This is a genomic window from Kitasatospora sp. NPDC058184 (genome assembly GCF_042883725.1).
GTDB lineage: Bacteria > Actinomycetota > Actinomycetes > Streptomycetales > Streptomycetaceae > Kitasatospora.
In genome coordinates this window covers 437,113-455,985 of the sequence record NZ_JBHVVE010000005.1, presented here as the reverse complement: position 1 = coordinate 455,985, position 18,873 = coordinate 437,113, and the positions used below count along the sequence as shown (strand labels likewise).

General features: G+C 73.7%; 16 protein-coding genes. 3 read left to right on the top strand and 13 right to left on the bottom strand.

All coding sequences use genetic code 11. The annotated features are described in order from the left end of the window. Window positions 1–2: 2 nt before the first annotated feature. The 11 genes from htpX to ACFVXH_RS12790 all read right to left on the bottom strand — a co-directional run bounded on the left by htpX (window position 3) and on the right by ACFVXH_RS12790 (window position 11,233). The gene (htpX, locus tag ACFVXH_RS12840) at window positions 3–866 is read right to left on the bottom strand and encodes a zinc metalloprotease HtpX (RefSeq protein ID WP_117488274.1); all 864 of its coding nucleotides are present in this window, start codon (window positions 864–866) and stop codon (window positions 3–5) included. A gap of 221 nt (window positions 867–1,087) precedes the next feature. After that, window positions 1,088–2,632: an NADH-quinone oxidoreductase subunit N gene (locus tag ACFVXH_RS12835; protein ID WP_387822800.1), complete on the bottom strand. Its 1,545-nt coding sequence runs from the start codon at window positions 2,630–2,632 to the stop codon at window positions 1,088–1,090. Between the two features lie 56 nt (window positions 2,633–2,688). Further along, window positions 2,689–4,245 carry a NuoM family protein gene (locus ACFVXH_RS12830; protein ID WP_049656601.1) on the bottom strand — a complete coding sequence of 519 codons (1,557 nt, stop codon included), beginning with the start codon at window positions 4,243–4,245 and terminating at the stop codon, window positions 2,689–2,691. 53 nt (window positions 4,246–4,298) lie between these two features. After that, the gene (locus ACFVXH_RS12825) at window positions 4,299–6,362 is read right to left on the bottom strand and encodes an NADH-quinone oxidoreductase subunit L (RefSeq protein WP_387822797.1); all 2,064 of its coding nucleotides are present in this window, start codon (window positions 6,360–6,362) and stop codon (window positions 4,299–4,301) included. Beyond that, window positions 6,359–6,751: an NADH-quinone oxidoreductase subunit NuoK gene (nuoK, locus tag ACFVXH_RS12820; RefSeq protein ID WP_049660586.1), complete on the bottom strand. Its 393-nt coding sequence runs from the start codon at window positions 6,749–6,751 to the stop codon at window positions 6,359–6,361. The genes ACFVXH_RS12825 and nuoK overlap by 4 nt, the downstream gene beginning before the upstream one ends. Next, entirely contained in the window at window positions 6,751–7,479 is a 729-nt protein-coding gene (locus ACFVXH_RS12815) for an NADH-quinone oxidoreductase subunit J (RefSeq protein ID WP_074003993.1), read from the bottom strand. The genes nuoK and ACFVXH_RS12815 overlap by 1 nt, the downstream gene beginning before the upstream one ends. Next, complete coding sequence (locus tag ACFVXH_RS12810) at window positions 7,476–8,033, bottom strand: NuoI/complex I 23 kDa subunit family protein (RefSeq protein WP_380741640.1); 558 nt, start codon at window positions 8,031–8,033, stop codon at window positions 7,476–7,478. Before ACFVXH_RS12810 ends, ACFVXH_RS12815 begins: the two co-directional genes overlap by 4 nt. Then, window positions 8,030–8,989, bottom strand: coding sequence for an NADH-quinone oxidoreductase subunit NuoH (gene nuoH / locus ACFVXH_RS12805; protein WP_369808373.1), 960 nt, complete (start codon window positions 8,987–8,989; stop codon window positions 8,030–8,032). The genes ACFVXH_RS12810 and nuoH overlap by 4 nt, the downstream gene beginning before the upstream one ends. Continuing rightward, a complete protein-coding gene (locus ACFVXH_RS12800; RefSeq protein ID WP_387822792.1) occupies window positions 8,986–10,101 on the bottom strand; it encodes an NADH-quinone oxidoreductase subunit C in 1,116 nt (371 codons plus the stop codon). The genes nuoH and ACFVXH_RS12800 overlap by 4 nt, the downstream gene beginning before the upstream one ends. Then, window positions 10,098–10,826 (bottom strand): NADH-quinone oxidoreductase subunit B, encoded by a 729-nt coding sequence (locus tag ACFVXH_RS12795; RefSeq protein ID WP_387822789.1) that lies wholly within the window; start codon window positions 10,824–10,826, stop codon window positions 10,098–10,100. Before ACFVXH_RS12795 ends, ACFVXH_RS12800 begins: the two co-directional genes overlap by 4 nt. Then, window positions 10,817–11,233, bottom strand: a complete 417-nt coding sequence (locus ACFVXH_RS12790) for an NADH-quinone oxidoreductase subunit A (RefSeq protein WP_049657666.1) — start codon at window positions 11,231–11,233, stop codon at window positions 10,817–10,819. Before ACFVXH_RS12790 ends, ACFVXH_RS12795 begins: the two co-directional genes overlap by 10 nt. Before the next feature lie 341 nt (window positions 11,234–11,574). On the opposite strand from ACFVXH_RS12790, the gene ACFVXH_RS12785 reads away from it, so the two are divergent. Continuing rightward, window positions 11,575–12,744: a sensor domain-containing protein gene (locus ACFVXH_RS12785; protein WP_049657675.1), complete on the top strand. Its 1,170-nt coding sequence runs from the start codon at window positions 11,575–11,577 to the stop codon at window positions 12,742–12,744. A gap of 135 nt (window positions 12,745–12,879) precedes the next feature. On the opposite strand, the gene ACFVXH_RS12780 is transcribed toward ACFVXH_RS12785, so the two are convergent. Next, the gene (locus tag ACFVXH_RS12780) at window positions 12,880–13,995 is read right to left on the bottom strand and encodes a S1C family serine protease (protein WP_049657672.1); all 1,116 of its coding nucleotides are present in this window, start codon (window positions 13,993–13,995) and stop codon (window positions 12,880–12,882) included. Window positions 13,996–14,199: 204 nt separating this feature from the next. On the opposite strand from ACFVXH_RS12780, the gene galE reads away from it, so the two are divergent. Beyond that, window positions 14,200–15,186, top strand: a complete 987-nt coding sequence (gene galE / locus ACFVXH_RS12775; RefSeq protein WP_074003997.1) for a UDP-glucose 4-epimerase GalE — start codon at window positions 14,200–14,202, stop codon at window positions 15,184–15,186. A gap of 37 nt (window positions 15,187–15,223) precedes the next feature. On the opposite strand, the gene ACFVXH_RS12770 is transcribed toward galE, so the two are convergent. Next, window positions 15,224–17,596, bottom strand: a complete 2,373-nt coding sequence (locus tag ACFVXH_RS12770) for a PQQ-binding-like beta-propeller repeat protein (protein ID WP_074003998.1) — start codon at window positions 17,594–17,596, stop codon at window positions 15,224–15,226. A 449-nt stretch (window positions 17,597–18,045) separates the two neighbouring features. Here ACFVXH_RS12770 and ACFVXH_RS12765 point away from each other — a divergent pair, with 449 nt between their 5' ends. Continuing rightward, window positions 18,046–18,693 (top strand): TetR family transcriptional regulator, encoded by a 648-nt coding sequence (locus tag ACFVXH_RS12765; protein WP_049651546.1) that lies wholly within the window; start codon window positions 18,046–18,048, stop codon window positions 18,691–18,693. Window positions 18,694–18,873 lie beyond the last annotated feature (180 nt).

Sequence of the window (18,873 nt, the reverse complement as noted above, 5' to 3'; positions counted from 1 at the left end):
CCCTAGACCCGCCCGCCCGCCATCCGCTCCAGGCGGGCGATCCGCTCGGCCATCGGCGGGTGGGTGGAGAAGAGCCGCGCACCGGCCTCGCCGGGCCGGAACGGGCTGGCGATCATCATGTGGCTCGCGGTCTGGAGCTGCGGCTCGGGCGGCAGGGGCAGCTGGCGGGTGCCCGCGTCGAGCTTGCGCAGGGCGTTCGCGAGGGCGAGCGGGTCCCCGGTGATCCGGGCGCCGTCGGCGTCGGCCTGGTACTCGCGGGAACGGCTGACCGCCATCTGGATCAGCCCGGCCGCGAGCGGGCCGAGGATCATGATGGCGAGCATCCCGAACAGCCCCGGGCCGTCGTCGTCGTCGCTGCGCCCGAACGGCACCAGCCAGGCGAAGTTCACCAGGAACATCACCACCGAGGCGAGCGCCCCGGCCACCGAGGAGATCAGGATGTCCCGGTTGTAGACGTGGCTCAGCTCGTGCCCGAGCACGCCCCGCAGCTCGCGTTCGTCCAGGATCCCCAGGATGCCCTCGGTGCAGCAGACCGCCGCGTTGCGCGGGTTGCGGCCGGTGGCGAAGGCGTTCGGGGCCGGGGTCGGGGAGATGTAGAGGCGGGGCATCGGCTGGCGGGCGGAGGTGGAGAGCTCGCGGACGATCCGGTACAGCCCGGGTGCCTCGAACTCGCTGACCGGCCGGGCCCGCATGGCCCGCAGCGCGAGCTTGTCGCTGTTCCAGTAGGCGTAGGCGTTGGTCCCGAGGGCGACCAGCAGGGCGATCACGAAGCCGGTGCGGCCGAAGAGGCCGCCGATCACCAGGATCAGCGCGGAGAGGCCTCCGAGCAGGACGGCGGTCCTCAGTCCGTTGTGCCGGCTGTGCACGTCAGGCCCTCCAATGGTGCGGTGGGGAAGCCCTTTCTGCCTCGTCCCTCTTGCCCGGTCAACGGGTGGGGCCGGGGACCTTGTTCCCTTGTGACCGACGTGACACCGCCGGGCCGCACCCCCGGTACCACCGCACCGTCACCGGGCCGTCACGGCGGAGCGGCCCGGCCTCACCCCCGGATCGGCCCGACCAGGGCCCGGAACCACGGCCCGGCCCGGGCTCAGAACAGCGAGCCGCCCGCCACCTGGAGGACCAGCTGCGGCGCCACCGAGAGCACCACGGCGGCGGAGGCGGTGAGTCCGAGCGTCGCGGTGAGGCTCACCGGCAGGCGGTGCCCGGCGGCGGCCCCGTCGAGGGGCGCGTCGCCCGCCGGGGCGAACAGCCGGGCCGTCCAGAGCAGGTAGTAGTACAGGGCGACGACCACATTGACGGCCATCACCACGGCGAGCCAGCCCAGCCCGGCGTCGACCGCCGCGCGGAACACCACGACCTTGCCGAACAGGCCGACCACGCCCGGCGGCAGCCCGGCCAGGCAGAGCAGGAAGAAGGCGAGCGCCAGCGCCGTCCAGCGGTTGCGGGCGAACAGGCCGCGGAAGTCGTCCACGCTGGTCCCGGCCCGGCGGCCGACGGCGGCGACCACCCCGAAGGCGCCGAGGTTCACCACGCCGTAGATCAGCGCGTACGCGGCGGTGGCGCCGAGCGGGTCGACGCCGGTGGGCGCGTAGCCGGCCGCGGCGAGCGGCACCAGCAGGTACCCGGCCTGGCCGACCGAGGACCAGGCGAGCAGCCGCACCGCGCTGTACCGGGTGTCGAAGCGCTGCCGCAGCGCGCCGACGTTGCCGACGGTCATGGTGACGGCGGCCAGCACCGCGAGCACCAGGCCCCAGGTGTGGGCGTACGGGCGGAAGGCGACGGTGGTGGCGAGCGCGAGCCCGGACAGGCCGGCCGCCTTGCCGACCACCGAGAGGTAGCCGGCCACCGGCAGCGGGGCGCCGGTGTAGGTGTCGGGCACCCAGAAGTGGAACGGGACGGCGGCGACCTTGAAGGCGAAGCCGACCAGGGTCAGCACCGCGCCCGCCTCGGCCAGCGGCCTGAGCTGTCCGGGGGCGTGCTCCAGGCCCTGGGCGACGGCGCCGAGGTGCAGGCTGCCGCTCGCCGCGTAGACGAAGCCGACGCCGAGCAGCATCACGGCGGTCGCGGTCACCGAGGAGACGAAGAACTTGAACGCGGCCTCGGCGCCCCGGCCGTCCCGGCGCAGCGCGACCAGGGCGAAGGCGGGCAGCGAGGCGACCTCCAGGGCGATCACCATGGTGGCGAGGTCCCGGGAGGCGGGCAGCAGGGCGGCGCCGGTGGCGCTGGAGAGCAGCAGGAACCAGTACTCGCCGCGCGGCAGCTTCTCGTCCTCCACGGTGTGCGTCGACAGCAGCGCCGCGATCAGCGCGCCGCCGAGGGCGAGCAGCTGGAACACCAGGGCGAAGTGGTCGGCGACGTACGAGCAGCCGCCGTTGTCGGACCCCCCTGCTACGTTCTGCACGCAGAAGGTGGCGCGGGGTGACGATCCGGTGAGGGGAAGGAGCGCGATGAGGGCGAGGGCGAGTCCGGCCGCGGTGAGGCGGCCGAGCCACTTCTTGTGCCGCTCGGGCAGGAACAGGTCCGTGAGCAGCACGGCGAGGGCGGCCACGGCGGCGATCAGCGGGGGCGCGATCGCCACCCAGTCCACGGACTGGATCAGGCTGCCCGGGTTGGCTACGGCGAGGGAGGTCACAGTGTGCTGCCCCGTGGAGTGAGGTCCGAGTGCGGCGGTCTGGGCTGCGAGCACGGTCAGCCACCCCCGAGGAGGTGCTTGACGGCGGGGTCGGAGAGGCCGAGCAGCAGCGCGGGCCAGAGTCCGGCGAGCAGGGTGAGCGCGGCCAGCGGCGTCCAGCTGACGGCCTCGTACGGGCGCAGGTCGGCGAGCTCGGCCACCGGGGCGGGCTGCTCGGGGTCGCCCATGCAGACGCGCTTGACCACGATCAGGAGGTACGCGGCGGTGAGGAGGGTGCCGAGGCCGGCCAGGACCATGTAGGTGACGAACGCGGGGCGCGACAGGCCGGCGGCCGGGTCGAACGCGCCGAACATGGCGAGCAGCTCGCCCCAGAAGCCGGCCAGGCCGGGCAGCCCGAGGCTGGCGACGGCGGCGAAGGCGAGCAGCACGCCGAGCCGCGGGGCCCGGCCGTACAGGGCGGCGCCGGTGGTGCCGGCCAGGGTGTCGAGGTCGGCCGTGCCGTAGCGGTCCTTGAGCGCGCCGACGACGAAGAACAGCAGGCCGGTGATCAGGCCGTGGGCGATGTTGGCGAACAGCGCGCCGTTGACGCCCACCGGGGTGAGGGAGGCGATGCCGAGCAGCACGAAGCCCATGTGGCCGACGGAGGAGTACGCGATCAGGCGCTTGAGGTCGCCCTTGGCGCCGGGGCGGGCCAGCGCCAGGCAGGCCAGTGAGCCGTAGACGATGCCGACGGCCGCGAAGGCTCCCAGGTAGGGGGCCAGGGTGGCGGCGCCGTCCGGTACGACCGGGAGGAGGACGCGGACCAGGCCGTAGGTGCCCATCTTCAGCAGCACGCCGGCGAGCAGCACCGAGCCCACCGTCGGGGCGGCGGTGTGCGCGTCGGGGAGCCAGCTGTGCAGCGGCCAGGCGGGGGCCTTGACCGCGAGCCCGACCAGGATCGCCAGCGCGGCGATCACCTGGGTGGTGTGGCTCAGGCCGCTGCCGTGCGCGGCGGCCAGGGCCTGCATGTCGAAGGTGCCGGCCTTGCTGCCGATCAGCAGGAAGCCGAGCAGCATCACGGCCGAGCCGAGCAGCGTGTAGAGGATGAAGCGGTTGGCGGACGGCACCTTCGCGCCGCTCCCCCAGCGGGCGATCAGGAAGTACATCGGGATCAGCACGATCTCGAAGGCCAGGAAGAAGAGCAGGAGGTCCAGGACCGCGAAGGTGGCGAGCATGCCGACCTCGAGCAGGAGGAACAGCCCGACGAAGGCCTGCGCCGAGGGCACGGTCTCCCCGTCCGGCAGCCGCTTCTCCGAGTACAGCGCGCAGAGGAAGGTGAGCAGCGCGGTCAGCACGACCAGCGGCAGCGAGACGCCGTCCACGCCGAGGTGGAGGCGCACGTGCAGGGCCGGGATCCAGGACACGTCGGTGGTGGCCTGCATCCGGGCGGGTTCGTCGTGGTCGAAGCCGGCCGCGAGGGCGACGGCGAGCAGGAGCACCGCGCCGGTGACGACGGTGTTCAGCCGCAGCGCCCGCCGGTCGGCCACGGCCCGGTCCGGCCCGAACACCGGCGCCAGGGTGAGTGCGGCGCCGAGCAGCGGCAGCAGCAGGAGGGCGATGAGGACTGCGTTCATCGGGGGCTCCCAGCAGCGGTCGAGGTGGCGGAGGTCGAGGACAGCAGCACCGGCTACACCGCCACCAGGACGGCCAGCAGGACGACGCCGGCCAGCAGGGCGCTGAGGTACGTCTGCGCGTTGCCGGTCTGCGCGAGCCGGACGGCCCGGCCGAGCAGGTTGGCGCCCGCTCCGCTGCCGCGCACGTAGGTCTCGACGACCTCGCGGTCGAGGAAGCGGACCAGCTTCGCGGCGGCGCCCACCGGGCGGACGAACAGCGCGTGGTAGAGCCGGTCGACGCCGAAGCCGTGCCGGGCCGGGCCGAACAGCGGGCCCAGCAGGGTGCGCCCGGGGTCGGCGACGATCACCTCGGCGGCCGGGGCTCCGCCCTGCTCGGGCACCCTCCCCCAGCCTCCGGCCGGGGCCGGGCGGCCGGTGCCCAGCCGGGCGGTCGCCGAGCGCCAGGCGCCGTACGCGGCGATCACGCCGACCGCGGCGAGCCCGGTCCCGGTGACGGCGGTGACCGCGGAGGGCCGCAGCGAGCCGCCGTCCAGGAGCGCGGGCAGCCAGTCCGAGCGCAGGCCGACGATGCCGAAGCCCATGGTCGGCACGGCCAGCACCCAGAGCGGCCAGCGCATCGCGGGCGGCTCGGCGGTGGCCGGGTCGGCCTCGTCGAGTTCGGGCGAGTACGGCGCGCCGGCCTCGTGGTCGGCCGGTGCCAGGGCCTGGACCCGGGCCTTGGCGGCCGCGGCCGTCGGCACGGCGGCCCCGGCCGGGCTGTGGAACGCCAGCAGGAAGAGCCTGGTCGCGTACGCGGCGGTGAGCAGCGCGGTGAGCCCGGCGGAGATCAGCACGATCCACCCGGCCGCCTGCGGCACCGCCGAGGCCGGGCCGAGCCCGTTGGTCAGCGCCTCGCCGTTGGCGGCGTGCTCGGCGGCGGTCAGCACCGCCTCCTTGCTGAAGAAGCCGGAGAACGGCGGCAGCCCGACCAGGGCGACGAGCGCGATGCCCGTCGTCCAGTAGGCGTCCGGCACCCGCTTGCGCAGCCCGGGCATGCGGGACATCGCGGAGATCGAGTTGGTGTGCGCGGCGTGGATCACCACGCCGGCGGCCAGGAACAGCAGCGCCTTGAACGCGCCGTGGCTGACCAGGTGGAAGACCGAGGCCTCGCGGTCCCCGCTGGCCAGCGCGCCGGCCATGTAGCCGAGCTGGCCGACGGTGGAGTAGGCGAGCACCCGTTTGAGGTCGTCCTGGGCGAGCGCGCAGAGCGCCGAGCCGATCATCGTCACGGCGGCCATCACCGCGAGCACGACCAGCGCCGCGCCCGACAGCAGGAACACCGGCAGCAGCCGGGCGACCAGGTAGATGCCGGCCGCGACCATGGTGGCGGCGTGGATCAGCGCGGACACCGGGGTCGGGCCGGCCATCGCGTCCGGGAGCCAGGTGTGCAGCGGGAACTGGGCGCTCTTGCCGGCCACACCGGCGAGCAGCAGCAGCGCGGTCAGCGTCGGGTGCCCGAGCCGGCCCTCCGTCGCGGCCGCCAGCACGTCCGGGACGCGGAAGCTGCCGGCGTCCGCGCCGAGCAGGAAGATCCCGAACAGGAACGGCACGTCACCGAGCTTGGTGACCAGGAAGGCCTTCAGCGAGGCCGAGCGGGCGTCCGCGGTCTCCCAGTGGTGGCCGATCAGGAAGTACGAGCACAGGCCCATGACCTCCCAGCCGACCAGCAGCACGATCAGGTCGCCCGAGTAGACCACCAGGAACATCGCCGCGGTGAACAGCGAGACCAGCGCCGCGTACGAGGGGTAGCGCGGGTCCTCCTTGAGGTACGCGGTCGAGTAGACCTGGACGCAGGTGGCGACCAGGCCGACCAGCACGGAGATCAGCGAGCTGAAGCCGTCCAGGTGGAGGCCGAGCGTGATGTCCGGGCCGCCGGTCGGGGTGAGCCGGGTGCCGGCGTCCAGGGTCCGGCCGGTGCCGAGCTGGAGGGCGACCACCAGGGCAAGCACGGCCGCGACGGCGACCGGGACGATCGCCAGCGGCCGGGCCAGCCCGGGCGCCTTCCGGCCGACGGCCAGGGTCGCGGCGGCGCCGAGCGCGGGCAGCGCGGGGACGAGTACGGGCAGGGCGAGGTTCATGCGGCGGCCTGGCCCTTCAGTGCCTCGGCTCCGGTCGGCGTCCCGGCGCCGACCGGCGTCTCCTCGACGGCGAGCGCCTCGCCCGGGTCGCCGAGCGCGGTGGCCCGGTCGATGTCCGCGGTGCCCCGGGCCCGGAACAGCAGCAGGACGATGGCGAGCCCCAGCCCGACCTCGGCGGCGGCGACGGTGATGGTGAACAGGGTGAGCGCCTGCCCGGCGTGCAGCGAGTCCCGCAGCCACGCGTCGAAGGCGACCAGGTTGAGGTTGACGGCGTTGAGCATCAGCTCGACGGACATCAGCACCAGGACGGCGTTGCGCCGGGCGAGCACGCCGTACACGCCGACGCTGAACAGCAGCGCGGCGAGGACGGCGGGGTAGGCGAGGTGCATCAGCTCTCCTCCGACGCGGACGGCGCGGACGGCGCGGACGGAGCAGCGGGAGCGGCCGTAGTCGTCGCGTTCACGTTCGCGGCCGCGTTCGCGGCGACCGTCCCGTTGGACCCGACCGGCCGCCCGGCGCGCAGCCTGCCCGCCCGGGGCGGCGGCACCCGCCGCCCCGAGCCGCGCGACAGCACGATCGCGCCGACCAGCGCCGCCAGCAGCAGCACGGACAGCGCCTCGAAGGGCAGCACCCAGTGCCGGAACAGGCTGGCCCCGGTGACGGCGGCCGAGCCGCCGCCTTGGCCGAGGTCGATCCAGGAGGTCCGGAAGGCGTCGACCACCAGCGTGACCAGCGTCCCGGCCGCGGCCAGCGCCACGACCAGGGCCACCCAGCGGTTCTTGGAGTCGGCGTCCGGCGAGCGCCCGATCGGCGCCTTGGTGAGCATCAGCCCGAACAGCACCAGGACGACCACCGAGCCGAGGTAGATCAGCACCTGCACCCAGGCGATGAACTCGGCCGTGAGCAGCAGGAACTCCACCGCCAGCCCGCCGAGCGCGACCACCAGCCAGAGCGCGGCGTGCACCAGCTGCCGGGTGGTCACCGAGACCACGGCCGAGCCGAGCACGGCGATCCCGACCAGCAGGAAGACGATCTCCTGCCCGGTCGGGGACAGGAACGAACGGGCGGCCGGCTCCAGGGAGCCGGTCGCCGCGAGAAGCGTGGTGGCACCGGTCACGCGTCGTCACCCTTCTCCTCGAGGGCCGCCGCGGCGGCGGCCGCCAGCTTGTCCGCGGTCTTGCGCGCGGTGGCGATCTCCTTGGGCTCCTCGGCCGCCGGGTCCAGCGCCGGCGGCGCGGGGACGGTCCACATCCACTCGCGGAGCTTCTCCCGCTCGTGGGTCAGCTCGTGGATGTCGGTCTCCGCGTACTCGAACTCCGGCGACCAGAACAGCGCGTCGAAGGGGCAGACCTCGATGCAGATCCCGCAGTACATGCAGAGCGAGAAGTCGATGGCGAACCGGTCCAGCACGTTGCGGGTACGGGCCCGGGCGTTCGGCTCGGCGGCCGGCAGCGTCTCCTTGTGGGAGTCGATGTAGATGCACCAGTCCGGGCACTCGCGCGCGCAGAGCATGCAGACCGTGCAGTTCTCCTCCAGCAGCGCGATGACGCCGCGCGAACGCGGCGGCAGCACCGGCTGCACGTCGGGGTACTGCGCGGTGACGCTCTTCCTCGTCATCGTCCGCAGCGTCACGGCCAGGCCCTTGGCGAGCCCGATACCGGGGAAACTCATGAGATCGCCACCTTGATGATGCCGGTGAGGGCCAGCTGGACCAGCGCGAGCGGGATCAGCACCGTCCACGCGAAGCGCATCAGCTGGTCCTCGCGCAGACGCGGGTAGGTGACCCGCAGCCAGATGACCACGAAGGCCAGCGCGAAGGTCTTGAGGATCATCCAGAGCCAGCCGAGCTGGTCCGGCAGCGGTCCGTGCCAGCCGCCCAGGAAGAGCACCGCGGTCAGTGCGGACACCACCAGGATGCCCACGTACTCGGACAGCAGGAACAGGGCGAACCGCAGGCCGGTGTACTCGGTGTACGCGCCGAAGATGATCTCCGAGTCGGCGATCGGCATGTCGAACGGCGGGCGCTGGAGTTCGGCCAGACCGGCCGTGAAGAAGACGAACGCCCCGATCAGCTGCCAGGGCAGCCAGTACCACTCCCAGGCGTCCACGATCCCGGGCAGCGACAGCGTGCCGGCGGCCATCGCCACCGAGGCCGCCGCCAGCACCAGCGGCAGCTCGTACGACATCAGCTGCGCGGCCGTGCGCAGGCCGCCGAGCAGCGAGAACTTGTTCGCCGAGGCCCAGCCGGCCATCAGCTTGCCGATCACGCCGACGCCCATCACGGCGAGCACGAAGAACAGCCCGGCGTCGATCGCCTGGCCGACGAAGCCGTCCGGGCCGACCGGGATCGCCAGCAGCACGAAGAGGTACGGCAGCAGCGAGACGGCGGGCGCCAGCTGGAAGACCCGGCGGTCCGCCCCGGCCGGGACGATGTCCTCCTTCTGCGCGAACTTCACGCCGTCCGCGACGAGCTGCGCCCAGCCGTGGAAGCCGCCCGCGTACATCGGGCCGAGCCGGCCCTGCATGTGCGCCATGACCTTGTGCTCGGTCTGGCCGATGACCAGCGGGAGGACCAGGAAGACGACGAGGGTGGCGACGCAGCGCAGCACCGTGTCGAGCAGGTTCACGCGCCTTCTCCGTCCTGGTCGGCCGGTCCGGCCGAGGTCTCGTCCTTCTGCTCGACCGGCTTGCCCAACTTGCCGGGCTCGGCGGGCTCGCCCGACGGCTTCTCCTCGTGGGCGGGCACCGGGTTGTGCCAGGGCGCGTCGGAGGACCGGGGCGCGTCGGAAGGCCGGGGCCGTACGGGAGCCGCGGGCTCGGCCGTCGGCTCGGCGGCCGGTTCGGCGGGAGCCTCGGCGGCCGTCTGACTGGCCGACCCCTCGGACACCGACCGGGTCCGTCGCGGCCGGTCCGCCCGCACCGGCGGGGTGCCCTCGGCCGGAGCGGCCGCGGGAGCCTCGGCGGCCGCCTGGCTCGCCGACCCCTCCGACACCGACCGGGTCCGCCGCGGCCGGTCCGCCCGCACCGGGGCACCGCCCTCGGCGCCCGCGGCAGCCGCACCGGCACCGGCCGCACCAGCGGCGCCCGCACCAGCGCCCGCAGCCGCGCGGGGCGTCCGCGCCGCCGCCCCCGCCGCCCGCGCACCGCGCGCGGGCCGCTCGGCGACCGGCGGCAGGGTGCCCTTGAGCGGCCCCCACTCGTTCGGGTCCGGCACACCGGCCGGCTGCATCTTGCGCCGGGCCGGCCCGCCGCCGTGGTCGGACTCGCCGGGCTCCTTGGCGCCCGGCCAGTCCTTGGCGACCCGGGCCGCGAGCACGAACTCCTTGCGCAGCGGGTTCCCCTCGAAGCCGTCCGGCAGCAGCAGGGTGGCCAGGTGGGGGTGCCCGGGGAAGTCGATGCCGAACATCTCGTGGGTCTCGCGCTCGTGCCAGGCGGCACCGGCGTACACCGGGACGGCGGTCGGCAGCGCGGCCCGGTCGCGCGGCACCCGGGTGCGCAGCGCGAGGTGCCGGACGCCGGGCGCCTCGACGGCGGCCAGGTGGGCGACCACGGAGAAGCCCTCGGCGAGCTCGTCGACGGCGCTCAGCCAGTCGAAGAAGCCCAGGCCCAGGACGTCCCGGGCGTTGGTGAGCGCCTCGGTCCAGTGCTCGGCGGGGACGTCGACGGTGACCAGCCCGTACGCCTCGGCGCCGGTCGCCCACTCCCCGACCGACGCCGCGTACTGCTCGGCGGATGTCACGAGACCCCTCCCTCGGTCGAAGCGCCGGCCGCGGAACCGGCCGCGGTCCCGGGCGCGGAGCCTGCCGCGGAGCCGCTCGCGGTACCGGCCGCGGAAGCCCCCGAAGGCCCGGCCACCAGCGGCCGGCGCAGCGCCGCCACGGGCGCGGGCACGGTGTAGCGGTCCGGCAGGGACTCGGCGGCGATCTTCTCCTGGAGCTTGAGGATGCCCTGGAGCAGCGCCTCCGGCCGCGGCGGGCAGCCGGGCACGTAGACGTCCACCGGGATGATCTGGTCCACGCCCTTGGTGACCGAGTAGGAGTCCCAGTAGGGGCCGCCGGAGTTGGAGCAGGCGCCGAAGGAGATGACGTACTTCGGCTCGGGCATCTGCTCGTAGAGGCGCTTGACGGCGGGCGCCATCTTGTCGGTGACCGTCCCGGAGACGATCATCAGATCAGCCTGACGGGGTCCGGGCGCGAACGGGATGACACCCATCCGGATGAAGTCGTGTTTGGCCATCGAGGCGGCGATGAACTCGATCGCGCAGCAGGCCAGCCCGAAGTTGAAGCACCAGAGGCTGTAGCGGCGCCCCCAGTTGAGCACCACCTTGACCGGGTCCGGCGCGAGCCGGGCCAGCGGGCCGAGGCCGCGGCGCTCGACGGCGCCGGGGCGCGCGGGGTCCGGCAGGCCGAGCGGGACGGGACCGCCCTGTGCGCCGCCGTGCGAGTGGGAGTGCGTCACGTCCATTCCAGAACGCCCTTCTTCCAGGCGTAGAGCAGCCCGACCGCGAGGAAGCCGATGAACAGGAACATCTCGATCAGCGTCCCGGCGCCGTACCCGGCGGTGGCGAAGACGGTCGCCCAGGGGAACAGGTAGATCGCGTCCACCGCGAAGATCACGTACAGGAAGGCGTACACGTAGTAGCGGATCTGGGTGTGCGCCCAGTCCTCGCCCACCGGGTCCACCCCGCACTCGTAGGCGAGGAGTTTCTCGGGCGAGTACACCACGGGCCGCAGCAGCCGGTTGGCGGTGAACGCCACGGCGACGAAGAGCACCCCGACGACGGCCATCAGGCCCATCGCGGCGTACGCGTCGAAGTAGCCGCTGCCGACCGCCGGGTCGGCCGCGACGGCAGCCGCGTGCTTCCCCTCCATGCCTTCGCCTCCACCTCGGCCGTGAACCCGCCCTCAAGACAGTTCTACGACGTTTGCTCTCACCGGCCCAACCATGGCCAAAGCGTGAGTCTAAGGGGACCGCTCCGCTCCGCCCGAACCCTGCCCGCTCCGCAAGACGGCCGGTGGACACCCGGGCGGGCGTCCGGTGACCGGGCGCGGGGGTGGGGTTAACCCCCGGCCGGGAAGATGTATCACCCCCATGGCCCCCACCGCTCCCGGTTCGGGAAGCTTGGTCCAGCCGCACGACGAAGTAGGGACGGTAGATCCGCATGAAGCCGCTGCACCGCGCCGTGGACGCCATCAAGGAGCAGGACGCCCGGATGGAGCGCCCACCGCTGTACGGCACGAGGATGTGGCACCAGGTCGGCCAGTTGCTGCTGAACCTGCCGCTCGGCATCTTCGGCTTCGTGCTGGCCATGACCGCGCTGTCGGTCGGCCTGGGCCTGTCGGTCACCGTGCTCGGCCTGCCGATGCTGGCCGGCGGCCTGGCCGTCTCGCGCTCCCTGGGCACGCTGGGCCGGCGGCGGGCGCGCGCCGCGTACGGCTCCGCGATCGACGAGCCGGAGCCGGTGAAGCCGCGCCGCCCGGGGGTGGTCGGCTACACCATCGCCCAGCTCACCGACCTGCTGAACTGGCGCTCGGCGCTCTACAACGTGCTGATGCTGCCCTGGGGCGTGCTCAGCTTCGCCCTGACCCTGGTCTCGGTGATCGTGCTCTGGCCGGTGCTGCCCTGGGTGATCCGCGGGCTGGCCTCGGTCGACCGCATCCTGATCGAGTCGCTGCTCTTCCCGGGCGCCCTGGCCGAGCGGGTGCGCGAGCTGGAGGACGACCGCGGCACCGTGGTCGACACCGCCGCCGCCGACCTGCGCCGGATCGAGCGCGACCTGCACGACGGCGCCCAGGCCCGGCTGGTCGCCCTGGCGATGGACCTCGGCATGGCCAAGGAGCGGCTGCGCGAGGTGGAGTCCGAGGACGACATGGCGGCCGCCGCGAAGATGGTCGACAACGCCCACGGCGAGGTGAAGCTGGCCCTCCAGGAGCTGCGCGACCTGGCCCGCGGCATCCACCCGGCGGTGCTCACCGACCGCGGCCTGGACGCCGCGCTGTCCTCGGTCGCCGCCCGCTGCACCGTCCCCGGCGGGGTCCGGGTGAGCGTCGACCTGAGCGGCCCGGACGGGCAGCCCGAGCGCCCGGACTCGGCGGTCGAGGGCATCGCCTACTTCACCGTCAGCGAGCTGCTGACCAACGTCTCCAAGCACGCCGGCGCCCGCTCCGCCACGGTCGAGGTCTGGCGCTCGGACAACCAGCTGATGGTGCTGGTCCAGGACGACGGCAAGGGCGGCGCGGCCCCGTACCCGGGCAGCGGCCTGGCCGGGCTGGCCGAGCGGATCCGCGCGGTGGACGGGGTCTTCCTGGTGGACAGCCCCGACGGCGGCCCGACCACCGTCACCGTCGAGCTGCCCTGGCGCACCCGCACCGCCCGCCGCTGACCACGGGAACAGCACGGCACAGTAGGGCGCCGGGACCTCGTCGAGGCGAAGACGAGGTCCCGGCGCCGTTCCGGTACGGCACCCGGCCCGCTGAACCCTTGCGCGGCGTGCGGCCCGGCGTCCCCGTACCGGGGCTCAGGGGGAGGAGGTCTGGGCGCCTTCCAGTTCGCCGAGGGTGACGTCGGCGGTCTTGCTGCCGCCGTCCCGGGTGTAGGTGACGGTGACCTTGCTGCCCGGGGTGAGCGAGGCGAGCGCGGTGGTGAGCGCGTTCAGCGAGTCGACCTGGGTGTCGCCGATCCTGGTGATGACGTCGCCGGCCCGGAGCCCCGCCGAGGCCGCCGCCCCGCCCGGGGTGACCGCCACGATGACCGCGCCGGCCGGCTGGAACTGCTGGTTGAAGCTGGTCCGGGCGGTGATGCCGAGCGCGGCCCGGCCGGAGTTGGTGACCTTGCCCTGCTTGATCAGCTGGTCGGCGATGTTGGTGATGGTGCTCGCCGGGATGGCGAAGCCGATGCCGGGGGCGGCCGCGCCGTTGCTCTGCGGCTCGGTCGCGGCGAGCGTGTTGATGCCGATCACCTTGCTGTCCAGGTTCACCAGCGCGCCGCCGCTGTTGCCCGGGTTGATCGCCGCCGAGGTCTGCACCATGTTGCCGATGGTGGCGCCCGGCGAGCCGGGGCCCTGGGGTTCGGAGACGGTCCGTCCGGTGGCCGAGACGATGCCCTGGGTGACGCTGCTGGAGAGCCCCAGCGGGCTGCCCATGGCGAGGGTGATCTGGCCGAGCTGGACCTTGCCCGAGTCGCCGAAGCTGGCCGGCCGGAGACCGCTCGGCGGGTTGTTCAGCCGGATCACCGCGAGGTCGGAGTCGGGGTAGCTGGCGACCAGGCCGGCGTCCAGCGTCGTGGTGCTGTTGGCGAGGGTCACCGTGAAGGTCTTCGCGGAGCCGACCACGTGGGCGTTGGTGACGATGTCGCCCTTGTCGTCGTAGACGATCCCGGAGCCGAGGCTGTCGCCGGTGGTGATCTGCACCACGGAGGGCAGCACGTTGGCGATCACCGCCTGGTAGGCGTCCTGCAGCTGGGTCCCGCCGTTCGACTGGCCGGACGTCGCGGAGGCCTGGGTGGAGCCGGGGGACGAGGGCGAGCCGGTGGCGGCGACGGTGGCGGAGGAGGACGTGCCGCTGCTGCAGCCGGCCAGCGCCAGCGCGGCCGCCACGGCGACCACGGCCGCGGCCGGCAGCCGCCCGCCGGGCAGGGGGCTGGTGTGTTCCTTGCGACGGTGCACCTGGCTGCCTCCGATTCGTCACCACGCCGGGGGGCGCGGGCATGAGCGCACGGAAATCCTTGTCAGCTTTTCACCGTTTTGTCCGCTTTGTGGCCCCGACTCGCCCGAACGTGGCGGTCGGATCCGAACGCGGGTGCGCCGGAGATCCCCGAGGCGCGCCCCTAGGATCGGCACATGACTTGGTTGATCACCGGCGGTGCCGGATACATCGGCGGACACGTCGTCCGACAGCTGCTCGACGCCGGGGAGCGCGTCGCCGTCCTGGACGACCTCAGCACCGGCGACGCCTCCCGGCTGCCGGCCGGCGTCCCCCTGATCGAGGGCTCCACCCTGGACCGCGCCGCCCTGGACGCCGCGATCCGCGAGCACGGCGTCGAGGGCATCCTGCACTTCGCCGCCAAGAAGCAGGTCGGCGAGTCCGTCGAGCAGCCGTTCCTGTACTACCGCGAGAACATGATCGGCCTCCAGACCGTCCTGGAGGCCGCCGCCGAGGGCGGGGTGAAGCGCTTCCTCTTCTCCTCCTCCGCCGCGGTCTACGGCATGCCGGACGTCGACCTGGTCACCGAGTCCACGCCCTGCGCCCCGATGAGCCCGTACGGCGAGACCAAGCTGGCCGGCGAGTGGCTGGTCGCCGCGGCCGGCAAGGCCCACGGCATGTCCACCGTGGCCCTGCGCTACTTCAACGTGGCCGGCGCCGCCTCCCCCGAGCTCTCCGACGCCGGGGTGTTCAACCTGATCCCGATGGTCTTCGAGCGGCTCACCGCCGGCGAGGCCCCGCGGGTCTTCGGCGACGACTACCAGACCCCGGACGGCACCTGCGTCCGCGACTTCATCCACGTCTCCGACATCGCCTCGGCGCACGTGGCGGCCGCCAAGCGGATGGCCGCCGACCCGGCCGGCGCGACCTCCCTAGTGCTGAACATCGGCCGCGGCGAGGGCGTCAGCGTCAAGGAGATGCTGGCGGTGATCGGCAAGGTCACCGGCTACGACACCGCCGCCGAGGTGACCCCGCGCCGCCCCGGCGACCCGGCCCGGGTGGTGGCCTCCGCCGACCTGATCCACCGCGAGCTGGGCTGGACCGCCCGCCACGACGTGACCGAGATGGTCTCCTCCGCGTGGGACGGCTGGTGCAGCCGCCACCCCGGGGCCCGCAGGGCCTGATCCGACGGCGCCCGTCCGGCGGTGTCCGCCCCGCGGTTCAGCGGGCGGGCACCGCCGTGCCGTAGAAGGCGTCCAGCGCGTACACGCAGCGGTCCTTGGAGCCGACGAAGACCCGGCCGCCGACCGCCACCGGCGAGCCGGTGAGCTCGCCCTTGGTGCCGAGCTCCCAGCGCAGCTGACCGCTGGCCAGGTCCAGGGTGTGCAGCGAGTGGTCCCGGCTGCCCAGGTGCACCAGGCCGTCGGCCACCGCCGGGGAGCCGACGATCTCGCCGCGGGCGGTGTAGCGCCAGCGCTCCCGGCCGGTGGCCGCCTCGAAGGCGTACAGCACCTCGCCGTTGCCGACCAGCACCATGCCGTCCGAGACCACCACCGGGTCGGCCCCCTGGCGGCGGCCGGTGACCCCGCGCCAGCGGTCCCGGCCGGTGGCCGCGTCCAGCGCGTAGACCGTGCCCAGGTAGTCGGCCACGTAGACCGCGTCGGCGTCCAGGGCGGGCGGGGTGAACAGCACCACCGGGGCGTCGAAGCGCCAGCGCTCGGCCCCGCTGGCCGCGTCCAGCGCGTACACCCGGGTGCCGGCCGACACGTACAGCACGCCGCCGCGCTCGACCGGGTGCGAGGGCACCTCCTCGCCGACCGGGAAGGACCAGCGCAGGCCCGCGCCGCGCGGGTCGACGCAGCGCAGCCGCCCGCCGCCGTAGTAGTAGGCGGCGCCGCCCACCAGGACCGGGCCGGACTGCGGGTTCTCGAAGTCCTGCTGGGCGTCGTCGGCGCGCCACAGCTCGGCGCCGTTGGCCGCCGAGCGGAGCTGGACGCCGCCGCCCCTGATGCCGCAGCAGAGCACGCCGTCGGCGGCGGAGAGCGAGTAGACCCAGCCGTCCAGCGAGGTGCGCCAGCGCTCGGTGCCGTCCGCGGCGTCCACGGTGTACAGGTGCGGGCCGTCCGCGGCGTGCACCCGGCCGGCGTCCACCGCGAGCGCCCAGGCCACGTCCCGGGTCTTGTAGCGGCGCTCACCGGAGGCGATGTCCAGCGCGTGCACCTCGAAGCTGGAGACGAACAGCGTCCCGTCGGCGACCACCGGGGTGCCCCAGACGTCGTTGGACATCCGGAACCGCCAGGGGCGCCAGCGGGCGACCGGCGGGGGCGGCGGGACGGGGGCCCGGCGGACCCAGTCGGTCGTGGCCGGGGCGGTGCTCGGGCCGGGCTGCTCGTGCTCGGCCCGCGGCCCCGGGCCTATCCGGACGGAGGCGCCGGAGAGCTGCACCTCGACGGCGCCGCCGGTGGGCGCCCGGTGCCGGTTCGGGGAGGCGATCTTCGCGGTCGGGATCTCGGCGTCCGAGCCCGGGGCGCGCTGCGGCAGGCTGTGCACCGGCCCGGCCGGCGGCTGTGCGTGCCGCCCGCCCGGGTTGGTGCGCGGGTCGGCCGGGCCGGGGTGCTGCGGCGGGACGTGCGCGGGCGGCGCCTGGGGGTGCGGGGGCGGCTGGGCCGGCTCGGCGGGCGGGCGCGGCGGCTGGGCGGCCGGGCGCCGGCCCCGCTTGCGCTCGATCAGCTCCAGCGCGTGGGCGGGCAGCCAGTCCCCGGCCTCGCCGGTGGCGTCGTCCCGGGAGAAGAGGTGCGGGGCGAGTTCGGTCTGGATCTGCGCCGGGGTGGGCCTGCGCTCGGGGGCCTGCTGCATGCAGCGGCGGACCAGGTCCATCAGCTCGGGCGGCATGCCGGTCAGGTCCGGCTCCTCGCGCAGCAGCTGGAACACCGTCTCGACGGGGTTGGTGCCCCGGTAGGGCGGGTGCCCGGTGGCGCAGAAGACCATCAGCGAGCCGAGCGAGAAGACGTCGCTGGCGCCCCGGACGGTGCGGCTGTCCCGGGCCTGCTCGGGGGACATGTAGGCGGGGGTGCCGACCGCGACGTTGGTCATGGTGAGCCGGGTGCTGGAGACCCCGGCCGCGATGCCGAAGTCGATCACCTTCGGGCCGTCCTCGACCACCAGGACGTTGGAGGGCTTGAGGTCGCGGTGGATCAGCCCGGCCGCGTGGATGGACTCCAGGGCCTCGGCGATGCCGGCGACCAGCCAGCGGGTGGCCTCCACCGGCAGCGGGCCGCACTCCTCGACCAGGTCCTCCAGCGAGGGCGCCGGGATGTAGGCGGTGGCCAGCCAGGGCACCCGGGCGTCCGCGTCGGCGTCCACCACCGCCGCCGTGTAGAAGCCGCCGACCGTCTTGGCCGCCGCGATCTCCCGGGCGAAGCGGACCCGGAACAGCTCGTCCTCGGCCAGCTCACCCCGCACGGTCTTGATGGCCACCCGCCGCCCGGCCGCGGAACGCGCCAGGTAGACCAGCCCCATCCCACCCGCGCCGAGCCGCCCCAGCACCTCGAAGGGCCCGATCCGCCTCGGATCGTGCGCCGTCAGCTGGTCCACTCCGCTGCCACCTCCCCGTTGTCCGCACCCGCCGCGTGGTGCCGGACCCGATTCTCCAATGCCGTCCCGCGCATATCCAACCTCCCCCACCCCCTGAAACACGTCGTCCCGGCCCGGAGGACGCCCCGGACAGGCCTCTGACCAGCGAGGACGGAACGACCGGATCCTGACGCCCGCTCCGGGGGCGGCTTGCGCCCGGGGCTCCGGACCGTCCACTTCCGGACGGCGCCGCACTCTTCGGTCATCGTCACGCTCTGTCACCCGACCACCCCTCAGCGGACTCGCCGTCACGCTGTGAGATCGCAAGCACACGGGGGGGCTTCAAACAGGGGCTTCGAAGCCCGGTGAATATCCGTCCGAAGTGGTTCATGCCGCTATACCAACCCCCGTGCGGAGTAATAGTCGCATCACCGAATCGCGCCAAGATCGTGCCACGGTAAGCTGACGGCATGACAGGACAAGTTCGCACCGTCGACGGTCGCGTCGCCGGGCGACGCGGACAGGAGACGCGGCAGAAGCTGCTCGACTGCCTCCGCGAGATGCTCAGCACGTCGCCCTATCGGGACGTCAAGGTCATCGACGTCGCCCGTATGGCGGGTACCTCCCCCGCGACCTTCTACCAGTACTTCCCGGATGTCGAGGGCGCTGTCCTCGAAATCGCCGAGGAAATGGCCAAGGACGCCGACCAGCTCAAAGAGCTGGTGGCCGGAAAGTCCTGGGCAGGGAAGTCCGGACCGACCACTTCGGAAGAACTGGTCGACGGATTCCTCGCCTTCTGGCGCAAGAACGACGCCATTCTCCGAGTGGTCACGCTCGGTGCCGCCGAAGGGGACAAGCGGTTCTTCAAGATCCGCATGACGGTCCTCAACGCGGTCGCCAAGCCGCTCGCGGAGGCCGTCAGGGAACTCCAGGCGAAGGGTCAGGCCGACAAGTCGCTCGACCCGAACGCCGTGGCCGGGGCCCTGGTCTCGCTGCTCGCCTCGGCGGCCGAGCACCAGAAGGCCTTCACCTCCTGGGGCGTCAAGGTCAAGGACCTCAAGCCCAACCTCGCTCCCCTGGTGTACCTGGGCGTCACCGGCAAGAAGGCGCCCAAGTAGGACCGTCCACCGACCCACCATCCGCTCCGCGCGCAGCCCCGGCCTCCTGTCCGGGGAACGACGGACGGCGGCCGTGTCCTCGGGGGAGGTCCGCCGACGTACCGCAAGCGCGCCAGACATGCCGCTGGGCGGGCACCCGTGACAGGGTGCCCGCCCAGCGGCGTTGTTCGGGTCCGGACG

Excerpts from the sequence above, each read along its gene's own strand:
- ACFVXH_RS12830 (WP_049656601.1), bottom strand. The coding sequence starts at position 4,245 with ATGAACGCAGTCCTCATCGCCCTCCTGCTGCTGCCGCTGCTCGGCGCC.
- ACFVXH_RS12825 (WP_387822797.1), bottom strand. The coding sequence starts at position 6,362 with ATGAACCTCGCCCTGCCCGTACTCGTCCCCGCGCTGCCCGCGCTCGGC.
- nuoK (WP_049660586.1), bottom strand. The coding sequence starts at position 6,751 with ATGCACCTCGCCTACCCCGCCGTCCTCGCCGCGCTGCTGTTCAGCGTC.
- ACFVXH_RS12810 (WP_380741640.1), bottom strand. The coding sequence starts at position 8,033 with ATGAGTTTCCCCGGTATCGGGCTCGCCAAGGGCCTGGCCGTGACGCTG.
- ACFVXH_RS12795 (WP_387822789.1), bottom strand. The coding sequence starts at position 10,826 with ATGGACGTGACGCACTCCCACTCGCACGGCGGCGCACAGGGCGGTCCC.
- ACFVXH_RS12790 (WP_049657666.1), bottom strand. The coding sequence starts at position 11,233 with ATGGAGGGGAAGCACGCGGCTGCCGTCGCGGCCGACCCGGCGGTCGGC.
- ACFVXH_RS12785 (WP_049657675.1), top strand. The coding sequence starts at position 11,575 with ATGGAGCGCCCACCGCTGTACGGCACGAGGATGTGGCACCAGGTCGGC.
- galE (WP_074003997.1), top strand. The coding sequence starts at position 14,200 with ATGACTTGGTTGATCACCGGCGGTGCCGGATACATCGGCGGACACGTC.
- ACFVXH_RS12765 (WP_049651546.1), top strand. The coding sequence starts at position 18,046 with ATGACAGGACAAGTTCGCACCGTCGACGGTCGCGTCGCCGGGCGACGC.